The organism is Streptomyces sp. NWU339 (assembly GCF_003143855.1).
In the GTDB taxonomy this organism is placed as follows: Bacteria; Actinomycetota; Actinomycetes; order Streptomycetales; family Streptomycetaceae; genus Streptomyces.
The window spans coordinates 26758-45165 of sequence record NZ_QFRK01000016.1 but is presented as its reverse complement, the minus strand read 5'-3'; the positions used below and the strand labels follow the sequence as shown (position 1 = coordinate 45165).

Genomic DNA, 18408 nt, shown 5'->3' with positions numbered 1-18408 from the left:
CCTCCTGATCTCAGGTGTCGAGATCGGCGTGCCAGCGCAACGCCCGGAGGCCGGGCAGGAAGCAGTACTCTCCGCCCCGGTTGACGACGAAGTCGGGCAGCCCCCGGAGGCGGCGGCGGATCGGACGCTTCGGGACGGTGAACTCACCGCCGTCCTGCACGCCGATCAGCGGATCCCGCTCGGCGGGTGCGCCGATGAACTTGCCGTCGTGCACCCACTGCTTCTGGACGAACTCGAACTGCCGGGCCAGGTGCGCGCCGACGAAGGCGAACATCAGGCCGCGTTCGGCACCGTCGTCCTCCAGCACGCCGGGGGGTAGCGACGGGCCGTAGTTGGTGCCGCGCCGGATCATGCGGTGCAGGCGCACCTGACCGGTGATGACCGAGTCGCGCGCGTTCATACGCCGGGCGTGCGCGCCGACCGGGCACTTCAGGCCCCGCGGGTCGTCACCGTACAGGAACGCGTTGTTGCGCGTGGGATCGCCGCCCAGATCGGGGTCGTCCTTGTCCGGGGCCAGGGCCAGTGGCGCACCACTGGGCCAGCGGCCGACGAACTTGGCCGCGAGCCACGTGGCCTCGGCGTCGTCCGCGGCGTTGTCACGCAGGTATTGGCGGAAGGCCGCCACGCGTTGGTGCAGCTTGCGGAAGGCCACATACGTGCCGTTGCGGCCCAGCACCTCGGGCTGCGGCACCGGGGACAGGCCGCCGGTTTCGTCCTCGTAGCCCAGGACGAACTCGCCCGCTTTCAGCGGTGCCTCGTGCGGGTTGCTGCCGAGGATCTTGGTGCCCTCCACGGCCGGCTCGCTGATGCTGTCCTTGAAGCCGAACTGCTCGCGCCCGTCCGGCGGCACGTGCACGTCCAGCTGCCAGACGGGCGAGACGCCGCGCAGGTCGCGGACCGCGTCCTGCGCCAGGACGACCAGGCTCTCCATGAGGGCGGTGTCCCGCGCCAGCGCGGCCACCACGAGGTGGACGTCCTTCGAACCCAGCGGCGCCTCCCAGTTCTCCGGCGCGTTCTCCCCGACGTCGCCGATCTCGGCCGCGCGGGCGGCCATGCCCTGCTGGAACTCGGAGGGGAAGGTGGCCAGCGACTCCGTCGGCACGCCGATCGCCTCGAGCCCGGCGAAGCTGAGCCCCACCCCGAGCGAGACCGGCCGACCCGGATCGAACGAGGACACCGGCTCCAGGAGTGGAATCAGCCGCCGCAGTAGTTCCTGCGCCTCATGCCGGTCACCGATGCGCAGGGCCAGATACTCGCCCGCGTACGGGTTGGGCCGGGGCATCAGGGCGGCGGCCTGGATGTCGTCCAGCTCGAGCGCGGTGCCTGTGTCGGTGGTCATGGTGCTCCCTCCACAGTCGTTGACAGCGCCGTCCGGCGGGCTCAGTCGGCGGCCATGTCGAGCAGCGGCCTCAGCGCCGGGTGCTCCAGCGCCTCCGCGGCACGAGGGTCGTCGAGCACCTGCTGGAAGGCCTCCTGCAGGCGCTGGGCCTTTTCGATCTGCGGCATCGTCCAAGCGCTCAAATTGTTGAAGTACCCGGTGGCCGGGCTCTGCAGCGACTGGAGGATCGTCTTGAGTCCGCCGGTGGTCCGCTTCACCTGCGCCTGGATGTCGGGGTTGGCCACGGTGAACTTTTCCACCCCGCCGGACGCCACTGCCCAGGCCTCGACATCCGAGCCCTGGACGGTGTGGTTCATCCAGTCCAGGAATTTGTCGAGGCCGATCTGGACGAAATCGTCGACGTAGGCGTCCCATTCGTTCTCGAATGTCGTGGCCCACATCAGCCGTCGCCCGTTGTCGAAGATCACGTGGCGGCTGTCCCGCAGGCCGGTGTGGATGTTCACGTCACGGGGGAGTTGGCGCAGCGTGTCGGCGAACCGCTGAGTCGCCGCGCGCAGCTCGTCCTCGTGGCCGGGTAGGACGTCGTAGTAGGTGGCCAGCTCGGAGATCACTCCGTCGCTGAGGCCCTTCCCCGACTTCACGTTGGTCGTGGTTGTCATGGCTTCCTCCGGTAGAAGACATCTGTCATCCCAAACCTCACCGGCAGCCCCGACGCAGGTCGCCAGCCCACGACGCCATCAGCTTCGACCTCAGCGGCCGCTCGGCACGGCCCCGCTACCAGCCACGCTAGGGCGCGGCAGACGACGTGGAATCCCCGGAATCCTTAGTCCACCGCTCCGAGCGGATGCCGATTCCGGGGCCACTGTGGCGTCCCGCTCGGGCTTCCCGAACCCGACGATGACGCTCGATGACAGGGCGCAGGATCAGCGGCGTCCATCGAGGAGCGGACGGTCGGAGGAGGAGATCGGGTGAAGGACGCCGGAGCCCTGGCTGATGACACGGTGGGCGAGCTGGGTGCGGGACGTCACCCCGAGCTTCCGGAACACCTTGCGCAGGTGGTACTCCACAGTGCTCGGGCTGACGAACAGCTGGGCGGCGATCTCCCGGTTCGCTTCTCCTCTGCTCACCAGGGCGGCGATCTGCGCCTCCTGGGGGGTGAGCTCCTCGGGCGGCCCCGGCTGTCGCTTCTGGGCGCACTCGCCGGTGGCCCGCAGCTCCACGCGCGCCCGCTCGGCGAAGCCGTGGAGGCCCATGCCGTCGAACATGTCGTGCGCGGTGCGCAGCTGGTCGCGTGCCTCCCGCCGCCGACGTTGGCGGCGCAACCACTCGCCGTACAGGAGGTGGGCGCGGGCGAGCTGGGGAGCGGCTCGGGTCCGGCCGAGCAGCGGAAGCGCGTCCTCGTACCCCTGCTGGGCCTCGGCCGGGGTGGCCAGCAGGGCCCGGGAGCGGGCGAGCAATCCGAGGGCGAGGGGAGTGCCGGTCGCGGTCGCGCGGTCCTCCAGGCGATGGAGTGCGCGTTCCGCCAGGTCTCGCCGACCGGCACGGACAGCTGCCTCCACCAGGTCGGGCAGTGCCTGGGTCCCGACGAGCGGCGTGTCGTCGGTGTAGGCCGCATCCAGGCATCCGATGGCGGAGCCGTAGTTGCCGAGGCTGATCTCCAGTACGCCGAGGAAGTACGACGCCATGGCCATCTCACCGGCGGCGCCCCTGCCGGGTGCGTCCCGGGCGACCGCCGCCGCGGTCGCCCGCGCTTCCGCCTCGTGGCCGCTCAGGCTGAGGGTGAGCAGCGTGTGCGCGCCCGTGGGAGGGACGACGGCGGGATTGTTGGTCATCTCCGCCAGTTCGTGCGCCTCCGCCTCCGCCGCCCGGGCCGCGGCCAGCCGCCCGGCGGGTCCCTCGACATAGGCGCTGCGGAAAGCGAGCGCGCCGGCCAGCCTGGCCAACGCGCCGCTCGCGCGAGCCCGCTCGATCCAGTCAGTGGTCAGCTGCTCCACCGAGGCGTCGTCCAGCAGATCGGCGGCCGAGACGGCGGCCAGTTCCAGTCGTTGGAGCGCGACGTCGGGGTCCACCTCGTCCGCGAGGAAGGCCTGGATCGTGCGGCGCAACGCCGGCACGGCCGCCGCATAGTCATCGGTCACTCGTGCGGTGTAGCCCCGGAGCAGCAGATTGGCCGCCGAGTCCGGAGGGTCGCCCGTGGGTGGCAGCTTCCGCGCCGTCCGGGCGCTCTCGTGCAGCAGGGGGGCGCTGGGCGCCCACCCGGCGAACACCGCGGCCTCCAGTGCGCAGAGCAGCGCGTCCCTCGCGGCGCGCGGGTCGCGTGGCCGCAATCGCCGTGCCGCACGGACCAGGACGGAGGCGGCCTCGGCCACCTGCCCGCGGTGGAACCGGATCCTTCCCTCCAGTCCGGTCGCCTGCGCGGTCGACAGCGGATCGCGCAGGCCCGTGGCGGCCGCGGCCAGCAGGGCCTCGGCCCGGCCGACCGCCCCCGCGAGCACGTGGGCTTGTGCCGCCGACAGTCGGCGCTCGGCCCGCCGCTCCTCGTCGGGGGTCAACAATGCCGCGCGTTCCAGGAGGGCAGCCGCGGCGGCGTAGCCACCACGACTCCTGGCCCGGTCCGCTGCCACCACAAGCTGGTCCGCGACCTCTTCGTCGGGCCTGGCGGTGGCCGCGGCCAGGTGCCAGGCCCGGGGAACTGCGCCGCGCAGCGGATCGCAGGCCGCCGCGAGGGCTCGGTGGGCCTCCCGTCGCTGATCCGGGGCCGCGGCGTGGTAGACCGCCGAGCGGACGAGCGGGTGGGAGAACCGCACCTTCGGCCAGAACGCCACCATTCCCGCGGCCTCCGCGGGCACCGCGGCGGCCTCCGGGATGCCCAGCGCGGCGGCCGCCTGCCACAGCCGATCGCCGTGGCCCGGCTGCTCCGCCGCCGCCAGCAGCAGCAGCGTCTGTGTGTCCGTGGGAAGTTCCCGCACGCGGCGCCCGAACAGGCCTTCGAGGTGGCGCCCGACGAGCAGCGGCTCGGTCAGCGGCAGCTGTCCGCGCAGTTGCTCCGGGGTCAGCTCGGCCGCGGCCTCGACCATGGCCAGGGGGTTGCCACCGGTCCCGGCGACGATGCGCTCCGCGACTCCGGCCTCGATGGGCCGGCCGACCGCGGTGGCCAGCAGCTCGTGTGCCTCCGGCTCCGGCAGGCCGGCAAGCCGAAGATTCGACAACGCCTGCAGATGAGGATCCGGCTCCGTGGTCTCCCGAATCGCGAACAGCATCCCGATCCTGTCGGCCAGCAGCCGGCGGGCCACGAAGCCGAGGACGTCGGCGGACTCGTCGTCCAGCCACTGCGCGTCGTCGATCACGCACAGAACCGGCCGGACCTCGGCGGCGTCTGCCAGCAGCGTCAGCACGGCCAGACCGACCAGGAACGGATCGGCCGACGGCCCGCTCACCAGCCCGAAGGCCACGCCCAGCGCCCGCCGCTGTGGCTCGGGCAGCCGGTCCACGGCGGGCAGGAAGGGGGCGAGCAACTGGTGAACGGCAGCGAAGCCCAAGGCCATCTCCGACTCGACCGCCACCGTCCGGACAATCTGCAGGCCCGCGGCACGCTCGACCGCGTAGTCGAGCAACGCCGACTTTCCCACTCCAGGCTCCCCGCGGAGGACCAGCACACCGCTCATCCCGGCCCGCACACTGTCAAGCACTTGGTGGAGCGCCTGCTTCTCCGCGCGGCGGTCAATCAACCGCACTCAACGACCGTAATCCTGATCGCCCCTTTGTGCAGTTCTCCGACCGACGGCATCCACGACCCCCACCGGAGCGACGACACGCCACCACTCCCACGGGATCATCGACCCCATGCCCGACCAGCGGAAACACAGTCCTCAAGTCCGGAAGGACAACAGCTTCTCAAAGAACAGGCCCAGTGGTCCCCCTGTCGGTCCGACCCGGCCGGTCAACCGTCAACCGTTGCCCCGTACTCGCACTGCTCCCGGGCGCCCGGGCACGCGCTCCGGCGGGATCCCCGGCCGGTCTTTCGGCAGCAGCACACGCAGGGCACCCTGCCGAATTCCACATATGCGGGGAACCGACGAAATGCGCTGGTCAGGGGAGACGGATGGTCTCCTCGAGACACAACCCCGCGCTCATCAAGATCTTTTCTGGTGAAGCAGGTGGGTGCCCGTCGAAGCGATGTCGAGCCGCGGTAGCAGTCCCTCGGGCACGCGGTCCGTGAGGGTTGTTGCCCCGGAGGGTTGCCGTTGCCGGTGAGCAGGGTCGGAGAAGCTCGCTCGGGGAGTACCGCATGCGCCACGAACCCCCGCCGCCTCCATCGAGCGACATGAGGCCGATCGGGTGACGATGGACGTGTACTGACGTGACCACGCTGCTCCCAGAAGGAGGCAGGCGTCATGACATCTCCTTCCGAATCCGCAGGTCCCGTTCCCCCGCGCGGCACCGAGCCGCGAACGCGAGAGACACCACAAACGCAAGAGAAGCCCCTGGTCGAAGGCATGGGCGCCCTGGCGAACATGGGCTGGCAGCTCCTGCTCACCATGGGCCTCGCCACCATCGCCCTGGGCGTCATCGCCCTCGTCTGGCCGGGCGCGACCCTGCGAGTCGTCGGCGTGCTTTTCGGCGTCTATCTGCTGGTCACCGGTGTCTTCCAGCTCGCCGCTGCCTTCGGCGTCCACGTCCGCCGGCATCTTCGCGTACTGCACTTCCTCACCGGCGCGGCCTCCATCCTGCTGGGACTGATCTGCTTCCGGGGCACCCTGCAGTCGATCCTGCTGCTCGCCCTGTGGATCGGCTTCAGCTGGCTGCTGCGCGGCACCCTGGAGACGGCTGCGGCGGCCTCCGCCCCGGACATGCCGGCACGCGGCTGGCACGTGGCCTTCGGCATCATCGGTGCCATGGCCGGCATCGTGATGATCATCATGCCGTTCGCCTCGATCGCGACACTCACCCTGGTGGTCGGCGTCATGGCCATAGTCCTCGGCCTGACCGAGGTGATCCGCGCCATCAGGACACGTGTCGAGATCGGCCATCTCGCACCGGACACAACCACCCAGCGGCGACCCCTGTTCCACGCCCGTCCGCACCCCCAGCACTGATCGGCGGAACCGGAGTGGCCTGCCGCGGCGCGTGGTAAAGAACCTGCCGCCCGGATCGGCACAGCCCCGGTCAGCGTCGACGCCGCCCGGCGGCGGACGACCGCGTGGTGAACTCGCGCCGACGATGGGGCAACGGATCGCTTCGGCGTCCGCGCGCCGCTCGGCATCACCTCCCAGCGCACCGCCGTCCGCCACGATCGCGGCTGCGACGTGTTTCCCGGCGCACCGCCTGCTCCGGTCAACCGGTGTGACGGCCATGAGCGGCTCGCCGGGCAGCTGAGGCCATCCGCCGGACGGCGGCCCAGCCCGGCGGCCGCCCGGCGGGCTGGGCGCCGGGCCGATGGCGGGGAACCCGTACCCGCAGCGTCCGGGGACTGATCCGGCACCGCACGGGAGTCGGCAGGGTGACGGCTTCGCCGTCCAGCCCGGCGGGAACGCCCGGGATGTCGGCGTGGACGACGACGTCGTCAGGTGTGGCGAGACGGGTCAGGCCGTGCGTCTGCCCGTTTCGCAGGCGGGCGGCCGTCTCGCCGGGCGTCTCCGCCCTGGCGGCGAGGACTCCCAGGAGCCCGGAGTCCAGCTGCGCACGCCTGTCGAGCCCGGCCGGGTCATCGGCCTGGTAGGGGTTGTTGCTCACCAGCACGGCATCCGGTCCCTCCACGGTGAGCAGCCCGGTGTGCACCACCAGGTGCGGACCCTGGTGGCGGGCCAGGAATTCCGGGAGGATCCGCACCGTGGTGCCGATCTTGTCCTCCCGATAGGCCGGGTCCTGCACCAGGGCGGCATACGCACCGAACGACACGTTGTTGACGAACACCCGCTCGCCCGCGAACCCGAGATCCACACGCAGCTCGACGCCGTCCGTGAGAGCCTCCAGCGCGGCCGAGGGGTCCGCACGGTCCAGGCCGAGGTCCATCGCGAAGTGGTTGCGGGTACCGGCCGGAACGACCAGGAAAGGAAGACCGCTCTCCGCGGCCACCCCGGCGACAAGTGCCTGCGTGCCGTCTCCTCCGGCCACCCCCAGCAGATCCGCACCGTCATCCACCGCGCGTCGGGCGACCATCGCGAGGTCCTGAGGCCGGGAAGGATCGAGCAGCAGCACCTGAACCCCCAACGCACGGGCTTTTTCCGCGATCCGGAACCGGCTCGCCTTCCCTCCCCCCGAGCGCGGGTTCACGATCAGGTACGGCCGCCGCACAGCGGCCACCGGTCGGGGCGCGTTCTCGGTCACGGCAAGAGCCGACCAGCCGCGTTCATCGGCCCGGCGCACATCACTGGCGGCAGCAGGGCTGCCGCGATCACGCCCGCAGCTGACGGCGCCGTCCCCCGCCGGGCCGACAGCCCGGTGATCGCACCTGCGGCCACCGCCACCATGACACTTCCTTCGACAGTCACGGCCTACGGCACCAGCTTGCAGCTCGGCCTGAGCATCCGCACCTGGGACGTACGTGGTCGACCCGCCACCGCCGGGCCGACGCCGCATCCCCCACCTGCGTGCGCCGGGGTCGGACGGCGCACGGATCAGGATGTGGATGAGCCACGGAAGCGCGCTCACGCAGAAGGCCCGCTACCGCTCCCACTGCACGGCATCAGCCACCAGGCCAGTGTCAAGGGCGATGAAAGGGAAGCCGGTTCGCCGGTCGTCTGCCCGCGATGATCAGGGACGCCCGGGCCGGCCGCGGGCCGGTCGGTAAGCCGCACGACTCACCACGAGACCTGCGCGCATGTGACCAAGGCCGAATCCTGCCGTACAGCACGAATCGCCGTGGTGAATCGTGCTGCGACGACAACCTCAGGCGGAGGCCCGGCCAAGCACACACGTCAGCACCGTACGAGGGTCAGCCCACCTGTGAGGCGAACGCCTCGTACGCCCAGCGGTCGAAGAGGACGAACACGACCTCCTCGACGTTCGTCTCCACGGCCCGCACCGTCTCGACGGCGATGCGTGCCCCGTCGTCCAGGGGCCAGCCGTAGACCCCGGTGGACACGGCCGGGAAGGCGACCGTTCGTGCGCCCAACTCGTCGGCCACGCGGAGGGATTCGCGATAACAGGAGGCCAGCAGCTCCGAGCGGTCCTCCTCCCGGGTGAACACCGGGCCCACCGTGTGGATCACCCAGTGGGCGTTCAGGTCGCCCGCGGTGGTGGCGACGGCCCGGCCGGTGGGCAGGCCGTCGCCGTAGAGGGAGGCGCGGAGGTTGCGGCACTCATCGAGGATCGCGGGGCCGCCGCGGCGGTGGATCGCGCCGTCGACGCCGCCCCCGCCGAGCAGGGAGGAGTTGGCCGCGTTGACGATGGCGTCGACGTGCTGGCGGGTGATGTCGCCCTGGACGAGGGTGATGGTGGTGGTCATGGCTGGCGCAGCCTCCTCCAGACGGCCTTCGCCGCGTTGTGCCCCGACATGCCGTGCACTCCGGGGCCGGGCGGGGTGGCCGACGAGCAGATGAACACGGCCGGGTGCGGGGTGGAGTACGGGAAGAGGGACAGTTTGGGGCGCAGCAGGAGCTGGAGGCCGCTGGCCGCGCCGGAGGCGATGTCGCCGCCGACGTAGTTGGCGTTGCGGGCGGCGAGTTGGGGCGGGCCGGCGGTGGCACGGGCCAGGACGCGGTCGCGGAACCCCGGCGCGAAGCGCTCCAGTTGGCGTTCGACGGTGTCGGTGAGGTCGCCGGTCCAGCCGTTGGGGACGTGGCCGTAGGCCCAGAAGGTGTGCTTGCCGGCCGGGGCCCGGGTGGGGTCGACGACGCTGGGCTGGACGGTGATGAGGAACGGCCTCTCGGGGGCGCGGCCCTCGCGGGAGGCGGCGCGCAGCGCGGTGCCGATCTCGGCGCTGTCCGCGCCGATCTGCACGGTGGAGGCCCGGCGGGCCTCGGGCGCGGTCCACGGCACCGGGCCGTCCAGCGCGTAGTCGATCTTGAAGACGCCGGGGCCGTAGCGGTAGTTCGCGTAGTGGTCGCCGAAGCCGGCGATGCGGGCCAGGGCGGTGGGCGAGGTGTCGAAGACGTACGCGCGGGCCGGGGGCAGGTCGTCCAGGCGCTTGACCTCGTAGTCGGTGTGGATCGCGCCGCCGAGGTCCTTCAGGTGTCCGGCGAGGGCGTCCGAGATGGCCTGGGAGCCGCCGCGGGCGACGGGCCAGCCGCGGGCGTGCGCGGCGAGGGCGAAGACCAGGCCGATGGCGCCGGTGGCGAGGCCGTCGAGGGGGGCGATCACATGGGCGACAAGGCCGGCGAACAGGGTCCTGGCCCGCTCGTCGCGGAAGCGGCGCATCAGCCAGGTGGAGGGCGGCAGTCCGACGAGGCCGAAGCGGGCGAGGGTGACCGGGTCGCGGGGCAGCGCGGTGAGCGGCAGGGACATGAAGTCGCGGGCCAGGGTGTCCCACCGGGGCAGGAAGGGTTCGACCAGGCGGCGGTACGGGCCCGCGTCGCGCGGGCCGAAGGAGGCGGCCGTCTCGCCGACCGACCGGGACAGCACGGCCGCCGTGCCGTCCGGGAAGGGGTGGGCCATGGGCAGGTCCGCGTGCAGCCACTCGAGGCCGTAGCGCTCCAGCGGGAGGGCGCGGAAGGCGGGTGAGTTGATGCCCAGCGGGTGCGCCGCGGAGCACGGGTCGTGCCGGAAGCCGGGCAGGGTCAGTTCCTCGGTGCGGGCGCCGCCGCCGACGGTGTCCTTCGCTTCGAACACCGCGACGGAGAAGCCGCGCCGGGCCAGCTCCACGGCGGCGGTCAGTCCGTTCGGCCCCGCCCCCACCACGACCACATCGAGCATCGACACCACCTTCGGGCTCCTTCGTCAGCCGACGGCAACCAGGGGATCAGGATATGCCGGTGCGCCGACACTGCCCCCGGGTTCGGGTCAACCCCCGCCGGGGCCCGGGGCAATGGCGCTCAGGCCGACCGCGCCACCGGCCTCGAGGTCAGGCCCCGTCCGACAGCAGTCCCACCACCCGGCGGGCCGTGGCCTCGTCGCGGGCCGCGGTGAACGGGAGGTCGTTGCCGCCCGTGATGCGGAAGGGCTCGCCGGAGCGGGTCAGGTGGGTGCCGCCCGCCTCCTCGACGAGGAGCAGGCCCGCCGCGTGGTCCCACGCGGCCTCCCAGCAGAACGCGGTCGCGTCCGACTCGCCTCGGGCGACGGCCAGGTATTCCAGCCCGGCCGAGCCGCAGGAGCGGGGCGCCACGCCGTCCGTCCGCAGGCCGAGGAGGGAACGCTTCTGCTCTTCCGTGGTGAAGTCCGGGTGGGAGGTGGCCACCCGCAGGTCGCGGCCGGGTTCCGGGGAGCCCGCGTGCAGCCGCGTCCCGTCCAGGAAGGCGCCCTGTCCGCGGACGGCGGTGGCGAACTCCTCCCGGGCGGGGGCGTAGGTCCACGACGCGTGGATCACTCCCCCCTGGGCGAGGGCGACCAGGGTGCAGAATCCGGTGTCGCCCTGCACGAACTGCCGGGTGCCGTCGACGGGGTCGACGATCCACACCGGCGCCTCCCCGCGTATCCCGTCGTACGACGCCGGGTTGGCGTGCACCGCCTCCTCGCCCACCACGACGGAGCCGGGCAGCAGGGCGAGCAGCGCCTCGGTGAGGTACAGCTCGGACTGCCGGTCGGCGTCGGTCACCAGGTCGTGCGGGCCGGACTTGCGGTCGATCTCGTGGTCGGCGAGCCGGCGCCAGCGCGGCATGATTTCCTGTGCGGCCGCCTTGCGGACGGCTTCCTCCACGTCGACGGCGTGCTGGGTGAGAAACTCTTCGATGGTTTCGTTGTCCTCGATCATGTGTCCCATGAGAACATGCCCCACTGACAAACCCCACCCGCCTGGTGCACTCCAGGTGGTATCCGCATGAATATGGGTCCTCGGCCCGAGGGAGTATGGGCTCAGCGGCCCACCGCGCAGCCCTGCGTGCCGTGCGGTCCGGGGCGTCGAGCCGGCCGGGAGGCTTCCGCATCGGCCGCGATCGGCCGAGATCAGTCGCGGCGCAGCAGGACGAGTTCCCGGTTCATCTCCGCGAGGAACCGGACGACCACGGTGAGTTCCTCGGGCGTGAAGCGGCCCCGCGCGGTGTCCGTGCTCCGCGCGAGGGGCCGGAAGTAGTCCCTGATCAGCCCTCTGGCCGTCTCCGCGAAGTGCAGGTGGACCACGCGGCGGTCGTCGGCGGCCCTGACCCGCTGGATGTGCCCCGCCCTCTCCAGTCGGTCGACGCACGCGGTGACGGCGCCGGAGGTGAGGTTGAGCTGTTTGCGCAGCCTGCCGGGCGTCATGGGCTCGTCCGAGCCGTCCTGGTCGGCGTCCAGGATCGCGATCAGGGCCTGGACGTCGGTGAGATGCAGGCCGTGCGCCTGGGCGAACTCGTGGGCGATGCGGTTGAACTCGCCGTTCATCCGGCGCAGCAGGACGGCGAACGACTGCAACCCCGTGGGGTCGTCACCGGGAGGAGGTGCCGAAGGGGCACCTGAGTCATTCATGACCCCAGTATAAGATCACTCGATGATCGAGATACTCATTCATTGACTTACCTCTTCCACTGTGGGGAATGCTCATGAGAACCGCACCGCGCCGGGCCCGGTGGCTCGTACCCCTCGTTCTCCTGTTGGTCTGGCTGGGTGTGGGCGGGACGCTCGGGCCGTACGCGGGCAAGCTGGGCGAGGTGGCCACCAACGACCAGGCGTCGTTCCTGCCGCAGAGCGCCGAGTCCACCAAGGTCCTCGAGGCCCGTGAGGCGTTCGCCCAGTCCGAGACCCTCCCGGCCATCGTGGTCTGGACGGCGGACGGGGCCCGGGTCACCGAGGCCCAGCGGGCAGCCGCCACCGAATCCGTGGGCGCGCTCGCCGGAAGCGCCGGTGTCGTCGGCAGGCCGTCGCCCGCCCTGCTCTCCGACGACGGCCAGGCCCTGCAGGCCGTCGTCCAACTCCGGCCCGACCTGGGCGAGGAGTTGCCCACGGTCCTCGACGAGGTGCGCGCGGCGGCGCAGAAGGTACCGGGTGCCGAGGCGCAGATCGCCGGCCCGGCAGCGAGCCAGGCCGACCTGTCGGACGCGTTCGCGGGCATCGACGGACTGCTGCTGGGCGTGGCGCTCGCCGCCGTGCTGGTGATCCTTCTGCTCGTCTACCGCAGCGTCCTGCTGCCGTTCGTGATCATCCTCGGCTCCGTCTTCGCCCTGGGACTGGCCTGTGCCGTGGTGTACGCGCTGGCGCAGCGGGACGTGGTCCAGGTCGACGGGCAGGTGCAGGGCATCCTGTCCATCCTGGTGATCGGTGCCGCGACCGACTACGCCCTGCTCCTGGCCGCGCGCTTCCGCGAGGAACTCGCCGTGCACGGGGACCGGGCCGCGGCCGCCCTGGTGGCGGTGCGGCGCTCGTTCGGCGCGATCACCGCCAGTGCCGCCACGGTGGCGCTCGGACTGCTGGCCCTCCTGGCGAGTGACCTCACGAACAACCGCGCTCTCGGACCGGTGGGCGCCATCGGCATCGTGTGCGCCGTACTCACCACGCTCACCTTCCTGCCGGCCGTGCTGGCCCTGCTGGGCCGTACCGCCTACTGGCCCTCCCGCCCGAAGGCGTCGGACGCGTCCGCGGAGGGCCACGCGGTATGGCTCCGGGTCGCCGCGCGGGTGGACGCGCGTCCACGCTTCGTCTGGCTCGTGACCGGACTCGTCCTCACCGCCCTGGCGGCCTTCTCCCCCACGCTCTCCGCCAAGGGGGTGCCGCTCGACGAGATCTTCGTGAACGACGCCCCCTCCGTCGCCGCCCAGGAGACGCTCGGCAAGCACTTCCCCGGTGGCTCGGGCAATCCGGCCGTCATCATCGCCGACGCCGGCCGTGCCGACGCGGTGACGGCCGCCGCCAAGGACACCGAGGGCGTGGCATCGGCGGGCGCCGTCTCCGCCTCGGGGCGGCCCGGGGCCGGTGAGCTGCAGGTCGTCGACGGGCGTGTCCGCATCGACGCCACGCTCGACGCGGCAGCGGACAGCGGCGCGGCCAAGGAGACCATCGAGCGGCTGCGCGAGAACGTGCACGCGGTCCTGGGAGCCGACGCGCTGGTCGGCGGGTACACGGCGCAGCAGTACGACACCCAGCAGACCGCCGCGCACGACCGCACGGTGATCGTTCCCGTCGTGCTCGGCATCATCCTGCTGATCCTGGTCCTGCTGCTGCGCTCGCTGCTCGTACCGGTGCTGCTGGTGGCGACCGTCGCGCTCAACTTCCTGGCGACGCTGGGGGTCTCGTCCCTCGTCTTCGAGCATCTCCTCGGGTTCAGCGGCACGGACGCGTCCGTCCCGCTGTACGGATTCGTGTTCCTGGTGGCTCTCGGCGTCGACTACAACATCTTCCTGATGTCCCGGGTACGCGAGGAGGCGCTCGCGCGCGGCTCGCGACAGGGTGTGCTGCGCGGGCTGACCACGACCGGCGGGGTGATCACCTCGGCTGGTGTGGTGCTGGCTGCGACGTTCGCGGCCCTGATGGTCATCCCGTTGGCGTTCCTCGTGCAGATCGCCTTCATCGTGGCCTTCGGTGTACTGCTCGACACGCTCGTGGTCCGCTCGCTGCTGGTGCCCGCGCTCGTGATCGACATCGGGCCCCGGGCGTGGTGGCCCAGCGCCTTGGCCCGCGGCGACAGTCGTCCGGCGGGGGCGGCACACACGGCGGACCAGCAGTCGGCTTAGCGACGGACGACGTGCCGACGGCCGGCCGCTCGTGTCGGTGCGTCAACCGGCCCGTACCGTGGCCGCGGTGGTGCGGGAGCCGGGCGCCGGGCGCCGGGCGCCGACATCATCGTCGTCCGGCTGCCGACGGAGAGCTACGGGGTCACGGCCGAGGCCGCGGTCCGTCCCCGTACGGGATCTCCCCGTGTGACGTCCGTTCCCTGACGCACCGCTCTCCGGCATGCTCCGGGCGGAGGGGAGGGGCGGTATGTCGGTGTCGGTGGTGGTGGCGCTGGGGTTGCTGGGGCTGGTGGGAGGCATCGGTATCACCGCTGTCGGCCCCGGTGGGGTGCTGCCCACGATCGGGCTGTTCACCCTGACCGGCCTCTCCCCCGCCGAGGTGGCCGGTACCGCCATCGTCACCCACGTCGCCACCGGCGTGCTGGGCACCGCGGCCTACACCCGTTCCGGCCAGTTGCGCGAGCCGGGAACACGCCGCACCGCCGGGATCCTGGCCGGCACCGCCGTGCTCGGGACCCCCGTCGGGGTGCTGCTCAACTCCCTCGTGTCCGCACGCGCGTTCGGGATGGTGCTCGGTGTGCTCGTGGCCGTGGTGGCCGCCCTGGTGTGGCACCGCGAGCGCCACCGGCCCGCGGCCGTGCTCGCCCACCCGCCCGCACCCGTGGTGGCCGGACTCGGGTTCGTCGTCGCCGTCGTCTCCGGCGTCGTCGGCATCGGGGGCCCGATGCTCACCGTCCCGCTGCTGGTCGCGCTCGGTGTGCCCGTGCTGGAGTCCCTGGCCTCCGCCCAGGCCCAGTCGATCGTCATCGCCGGGGTGGGCACCGTGGGCTATCTCGCCCACGGTGCCGTCGACTGGCCCCTGGCCGCCCTGGTCGGCGTCCCGGAACTGGCCGGCGTGCTCCTGGGCTGGCGGATCGCCCACGCCCTGCCCGCCCGCAGCCTGAAGTACGCGCTCGTCATCACGTTGTTCGCGCTGGCGCCCTACCTCGCCCTGCACGGCTGAGGGGGCGCGTCCCGGCACCAGGCGGAACGCGTCCGCGCGAGCCGCACCGGAGATACGAACTGAAGTGCGCGACAGCACTGTTGGGACGTAAGTTGTGCGGAACACACCTGTTGGCTGAACACACCTGCCTCGGCTGAGAGACGGACCGCACCCATGAGCGACCCTGCGACGACGCCCGGACCCGCTGCGCACCAGAAGATCGACACCTCGGTGCCGCATTCGGCCCGGATCTGGAACTACTGGCTGGGCGGGAAGGACAACTACCCCGTCGACGAGGAGGCGGGCGACGCGTACACCGCCGTCTTCCCCGGCATCGTCACCATCGCCCGCAGCAGCCGGGCCTTCCTGCGCCGCAACATCACGTATCTGGTCTCCGAGGCCGGCATCCGGCAGTTCCTGGACATCGGGACCGGCCTGCCGACCGCCGACAACACCCATGAGGTCGCCCAGCGCATCGCGCCGGAGAGCAGGATCGTCTACGTCGACAACGACCCGATGATCCTGGCGCACGCCCGCGCCCTGCTCTACTCCACCCCCGAGGGTGCGACCGCCTACGTCGACTCCAGCGTGCTGGACCCGGAGCGTGTCCTGGCCGCCGCCGCGAAGACGCTGGACTTCAGCCGCCCCACCGCCCTCATCCTCAGCAACATCCTGGGGCACATCGCCGACCACGACCAGGCCCGCTCCATCGTCACGCGGCTGATGGACGCGCTGCCGTCCGGCAGCTACCTCTCCGTCAACGACGGTTCCCGGGGCATCGACCCGGGCTTCGAGCAGGCCCAGGACGGCTACAACAAGAGCGGCGCCATCCCGTACAACCTGCGCACCGTCGACGAGATCACGTCGTTCTTCGACGGCCTGGAGCTCCTGGAGCCCGGCGTCGTCTCGGTCCCCCTGTGGCGTCCGGAGGCCGAGACCCCCGCCTCCGCGCCCGTCGCCGAGCACGGCGGCCTCGCCCGCAAGCCGTGACCCGCTGATGCCCCGCGCGGTCGCGGTGGGAACACCGCGACCGCCCTCGGCCCGCGCCCAGCGGTCCCCCACTGCCGCAATTCGCCTGAACACAGGGGAAGTACGGCAAAACACCGCCCTCGGCGGTGCCGTCCCCGTCACCCTCCGCCCACGGAGCGAGTTCGCACTTCCGCCCCACCCGGAAGCGTGTGACACTGGCGTCCCGTCCGCTGTGCGGGCCCCCTTCCGCACCGACCCCCACGAGAAGTGCGACGTGCGTTCTTTTCCTCTGCCGATAGCGCTGGCCGCGCGCCTGTCCCCGGTGGTCGTCCTCGCCGCGGCGGGCTGGGCACTGTCGTCCGGACCCTCCTCCGAGCCGCAGGCGGCGGAGAGGAGAACGGCCGAGGGGACGGCGACCCAGTCCCCCTCCGCTCCGTCGGCGACGGCGGCGCCCAAGACGTACACCACCGCTCCCGCCCCCTGCGACAGCATCACCGAAAAGACCGTCAAGTCCCTCGTGCCGGGGGCCAAGGCGTCCGGCAAGGAGATCAAGTCCACCGACTCCAAGCTGCGCAGGACCTGTTCCTGGAACGCGCTCGAGGGCTACGAGTACCGCTGGCTCGACGTCTCCTTCGAGGTTCTGCAGTCGGACGACGCGGCCGGGCAGTCCTACGAGAGACGGCTGAAGGACAAGAGCGGCGGCGGCGCGGTCCCCGGGCTCGGTGACGCGGCGTACTCCGTCGTGAACCTCGCCACCGAGGACAAGCAGGAGACCCGTGAGGGCGTGGTGGTGGCCCGCGCCTCCAACGCGCTGGTGGTCGTGACGTACAACGGCAGCGACTTCGAGTCGAAGAAGGCGCCCTCCACGGACGAGATCAACAAGGGCGCCATCAAGGCCGCCAAGGAGGCGATGGCGGCGCTGCTGGAGGGCCGGGGCTGACCCGGCCGCCCCGGGGCCTGTCCGGCGGAGCAGGGCGCAGGAAATCGGCGGTGCCTTGTCAGTGCGGGTGAGCGGGGCCGGGGCGGTCAGCCGCAAGGCGGAGGAGGGGGTCGACGCGATGGGGGTCCCTCCCGCCCATGGGGCCCCCTGCTCGAAGAGCTCGGGGAGGGCGTGCCGGCCCCCGCGTCCACGGCATGTTCCGCCGGACAGGCGCGCCGGGCGCTCCCCGGCCTCCGACAGCAGGCCGGAATTCATGATTCCGTGACATCCCTCACGCACGTCCTCGATCTACGCAGGCCGCTTAGTAGGACCCGCTCCGGCGACATGGGGGATTTATCCGGCTTGCCATGAAAAAGGGTCGGGGCGAGGCGGACGGTGATCCGGTGGGGAGTCGAGATCCGCGGTTCTCGCGTCGAGCGACGGCTCCTGACGAGGCGGCAGGCGTCCCGAGGGGCCTGTCGCGAGCAGGTCGGCACGCTCTTCCACCCGCCGCAAGACCCCCACAGACCTACGAAGCGCAGTAGTGCAAGGGCCCTTTGCGCCCCGCGCCGGACCGTCCCAAGAATGACCAATCTCCGGACAAGCAGGGGTGAGGTCACTCATGGGAAAGCACCGTCGTCAGCATCGGTACCGGCGGACGGTCGTCACCGCAGTCGCCGTGGGCGTGGTAGGGATACCCTCGGTCGCCATGGCCTGTGCCGACTGGCCCGGCAGCGGGCAACGGCAGCAGGACGCCGCCGTCCCCGCCGTGGCCCAGGAGAGGTGGGGTGACGCCGACCGGTACCACCGGTGGAACGGCAAGCAGCACGGTGAAGCCACAGCGGCGCCGTCGCACACACCGACCGCCACCGCGGACGCTTCGAAGCCCGGGGCGGAGCGGCACAGCAGCGCCGAGCCGACGCACAAGCCGAAGCCGACGCACAAGCCGAAGACGCACAAGCCGAAGAAGGCGGTCCGCGAGACATCCGCCGCCAAGCCCACCACCGCGGCTCCGAAGCCCACCACGGCCGCCCCGGAGCCCACCACCGCGGCCCCGAGCCCCGCCCCGACGGGCGGCACCGAAGCCTCCGGGGCCGTCGCCGAGGTCGTGGAACTCGTCAACGCCGAGCGCGGCAAGGCCGGTTGCTCCCCGGTGACGGTGAACGCCACCCTGACCGAGGCCGCGCAGAACCACAGCGAGGACATGGCGACGAGCAGGAACATGTCGCACACCGGCTCGGACGGATCCTCGCCCGCCGACCGCATCACCCGCGCCGGCTACAGCTGGAGCACCTACGGCGAGAACGTCGCCTACGGCTACTCCACTCCCGAGCAGGTGATGGCCGGCTGGATGTCCAGTCCCGGCCACAAGGAGAACATCCTCAACTGCGCGTTCGAGGAGATCGGTGTCGGTCTCGCACAGCCCGGCTCCTACTGGACCCAGAACTTCGGCACGGCCCGGTAG

Annotated in this window: 14 protein-coding genes; 6 read left to right on the top strand and 8 right to left on the bottom strand. The window is 71.7% G+C overall.

Features of this window, described 5'->3' with window-relative positions; translation table 11 throughout:
* Positions 1-10: 10 nt before the first annotated feature.
* The 3 genes from DIZ27_RS20330 to DIZ27_RS20320 all read right to left on the bottom strand — a co-directional run bounded on the left by DIZ27_RS20330 (position 11) and on the right by DIZ27_RS20320 (position 5073).
* Positions 11-1339 (bottom strand): Dyp-type peroxidase, encoded by a 1329-nt coding sequence (locus DIZ27_RS20330; protein ID WP_109379863.1) that lies wholly within the window; start codon positions 1337-1339, stop codon positions 11-13.
* 41 nt (positions 1340-1380) lie between these two features.
* Positions 1381-1998, bottom strand: a complete 618-nt coding sequence (locus tag DIZ27_RS20325; RefSeq protein WP_109379862.1) for a hypothetical protein — start codon at positions 1996-1998, stop codon at positions 1381-1383.
* Positions 1999-2262: 264 nt separating this feature from the next.
* Entirely contained in the window at positions 2263-5073 is a 2811-nt protein-coding gene (locus DIZ27_RS20320; RefSeq protein WP_109379861.1) for a LuxR family transcriptional regulator, read from the bottom strand.
* 660 nt (positions 5074-5733) lie between these two features.
* Here DIZ27_RS20320 and DIZ27_RS20315 point away from each other — a divergent pair.
* Entirely contained in the window at positions 5734-6435 is a 702-nt protein-coding gene (locus tag DIZ27_RS20315) for an HdeD family acid-resistance protein (protein ID WP_109379860.1), read from the top strand.
* Between the two features lie 238 nt (positions 6436-6673).
* Here DIZ27_RS20315 and DIZ27_RS20310 read toward each other — a convergent pair whose 3' ends face one another.
* From DIZ27_RS20310 to DIZ27_RS20285, 5 genes are all read right to left on the bottom strand, one after another.
* On the bottom strand, positions 6674-7666 hold the full coding sequence (locus tag DIZ27_RS20310; protein ID WP_375231987.1) for a diacylglycerol/lipid kinase family protein: 993 nt from the start codon (positions 7664-7666) through the stop codon (positions 6674-6676).
* Between the two features lie 607 nt (positions 7667-8273).
* Positions 8274-8786: an O-acetyl-ADP-ribose deacetylase gene (locus DIZ27_RS20300; protein WP_109379858.1), complete on the bottom strand. Its 513-nt coding sequence runs from the start codon at positions 8784-8786 to the stop codon at positions 8274-8276.
* On the bottom strand, positions 8783-10192 hold the full coding sequence (locus DIZ27_RS20295; protein ID WP_109379912.1) for an NAD(P)/FAD-dependent oxidoreductase: 1410 nt from the start codon (positions 10190-10192) through the stop codon (positions 8783-8785). The genes DIZ27_RS20300 and DIZ27_RS20295 overlap by 4 nt, the downstream gene beginning before the upstream one ends.
* 148 nt (positions 10193-10340) lie before the next feature.
* Positions 10341-11186, bottom strand: coding sequence for an inositol monophosphatase family protein (locus DIZ27_RS20290; protein ID WP_109379857.1), 846 nt, complete (start codon positions 11184-11186; stop codon positions 10341-10343).
* A gap of 191 nt (positions 11187-11377) precedes the next feature.
* Complete coding sequence (locus tag DIZ27_RS20285; RefSeq protein ID WP_258308475.1) at positions 11378-11875, bottom strand: MarR family winged helix-turn-helix transcriptional regulator; 498 nt, start codon at positions 11873-11875, stop codon at positions 11378-11380.
* Positions 11876-11949: 74 nt separating this feature from the next.
* On the opposite strand from DIZ27_RS20285, the gene DIZ27_RS20280 reads away from it, so the two are divergent.
* The 5 genes from DIZ27_RS20280 (at position 11950) to DIZ27_RS20260 (ending at position 18408) form a co-directional block, all read left to right on the top strand.
* The gene (locus DIZ27_RS20280) at positions 11950-14073 is read left to right on the top strand and encodes an MMPL family transporter (protein ID WP_109379855.1); all 2124 of its coding nucleotides are present in this window, start codon (positions 11950-11952) and stop codon (positions 14071-14073) included.
* Between the two features lie 247 nt (positions 14074-14320).
* Entirely contained in the window at positions 14321-15076 is a 756-nt protein-coding gene (locus tag DIZ27_RS20275) for a sulfite exporter TauE/SafE family protein (RefSeq protein WP_109379854.1), read from the top strand.
* Positions 15077-15229: 153 nt separating this feature from the next.
* Positions 15230-16045 carry an SAM-dependent methyltransferase gene (locus DIZ27_RS20270; protein ID WP_109379853.1) on the top strand — a complete coding sequence of 272 codons (816 nt, stop codon included), beginning with the start codon at positions 15230-15232 and terminating at the stop codon, positions 16043-16045.
* 253 nt (positions 16046-16298) lie between these two features.
* The gene (locus DIZ27_RS20265; RefSeq protein ID WP_109379911.1) at positions 16299-16964 is read left to right on the top strand and encodes a hypothetical protein; all 666 of its coding nucleotides are present in this window, start codon (positions 16299-16301) and stop codon (positions 16962-16964) included.
* A gap of 601 nt (positions 16965-17565) precedes the next feature.
* On the top strand, positions 17566-18408 hold the full coding sequence (locus DIZ27_RS20260; RefSeq protein ID WP_109379852.1) for a CAP domain-containing protein: 843 nt from the start codon (positions 17566-17568) through the stop codon (positions 18406-18408).

Bases quoted from the DNA above. Each gene is read 5' to 3' on its own strand.
- DIZ27_RS20325 (WP_109379862.1), bottom strand. From the start codon at position 1,998: ATGACAACCACGACCAACGTGAAGTCGGGGAAGGGCCTCAGCGACGGA.
- DIZ27_RS20330 (WP_109379863.1), bottom strand. From the start codon at position 1,339: ATGACCACCGACACAGGCACCGCGCTCGAGCTGGACGACATCCAGGCC.
- DIZ27_RS20300 (WP_109379858.1), bottom strand. From the start codon at position 8,786: ATGACCACCACCATCACCCTCGTCCAGGGCGACATCACCCGCCAGCAC.
- DIZ27_RS20295 (WP_109379912.1), bottom strand. From the start codon at position 10,192: ATGCTCGATGTGGTCGTGGTGGGGGCGGGGCCGAACGGACTGACCGCC.
- DIZ27_RS20275 (WP_109379854.1), top strand. From the start codon at position 14,321: ATGTCGGTGTCGGTGGTGGTGGCGCTGGGGTTGCTGGGGCTGGTGGGA.
- DIZ27_RS20260 (WP_109379852.1), top strand. From the start codon at position 17,566: ATGGGAAAGCACCGTCGTCAGCATCGGTACCGGCGGACGGTCGTCACC.
- DIZ27_RS20280 (WP_109379855.1), top strand. From the start codon at position 11,950: ATGAGAACCGCACCGCGCCGGGCCCGGTGGCTCGTACCCCTCGTTCTC.
- DIZ27_RS20285 (WP_258308475.1), bottom strand. From the start codon at position 11,875: ATGAATGACTCAGGTGCCCCTTCGGCACCTCCTCCCGGTGACGACCCC.
- DIZ27_RS20290 (WP_109379857.1), bottom strand. From the start codon at position 11,186: ATGATCGAGGACAACGAAACCATCGAAGAGTTTCTCACCCAGCACGCC.
- DIZ27_RS20315 (WP_109379860.1), top strand. From the start codon at position 5,734: ATGACATCTCCTTCCGAATCCGCAGGTCCCGTTCCCCCGCGCGGCACC.
- DIZ27_RS20270 (WP_109379853.1), top strand. From the start codon at position 15,230: ATGAGCGACCCTGCGACGACGCCCGGACCCGCTGCGCACCAGAAGATC.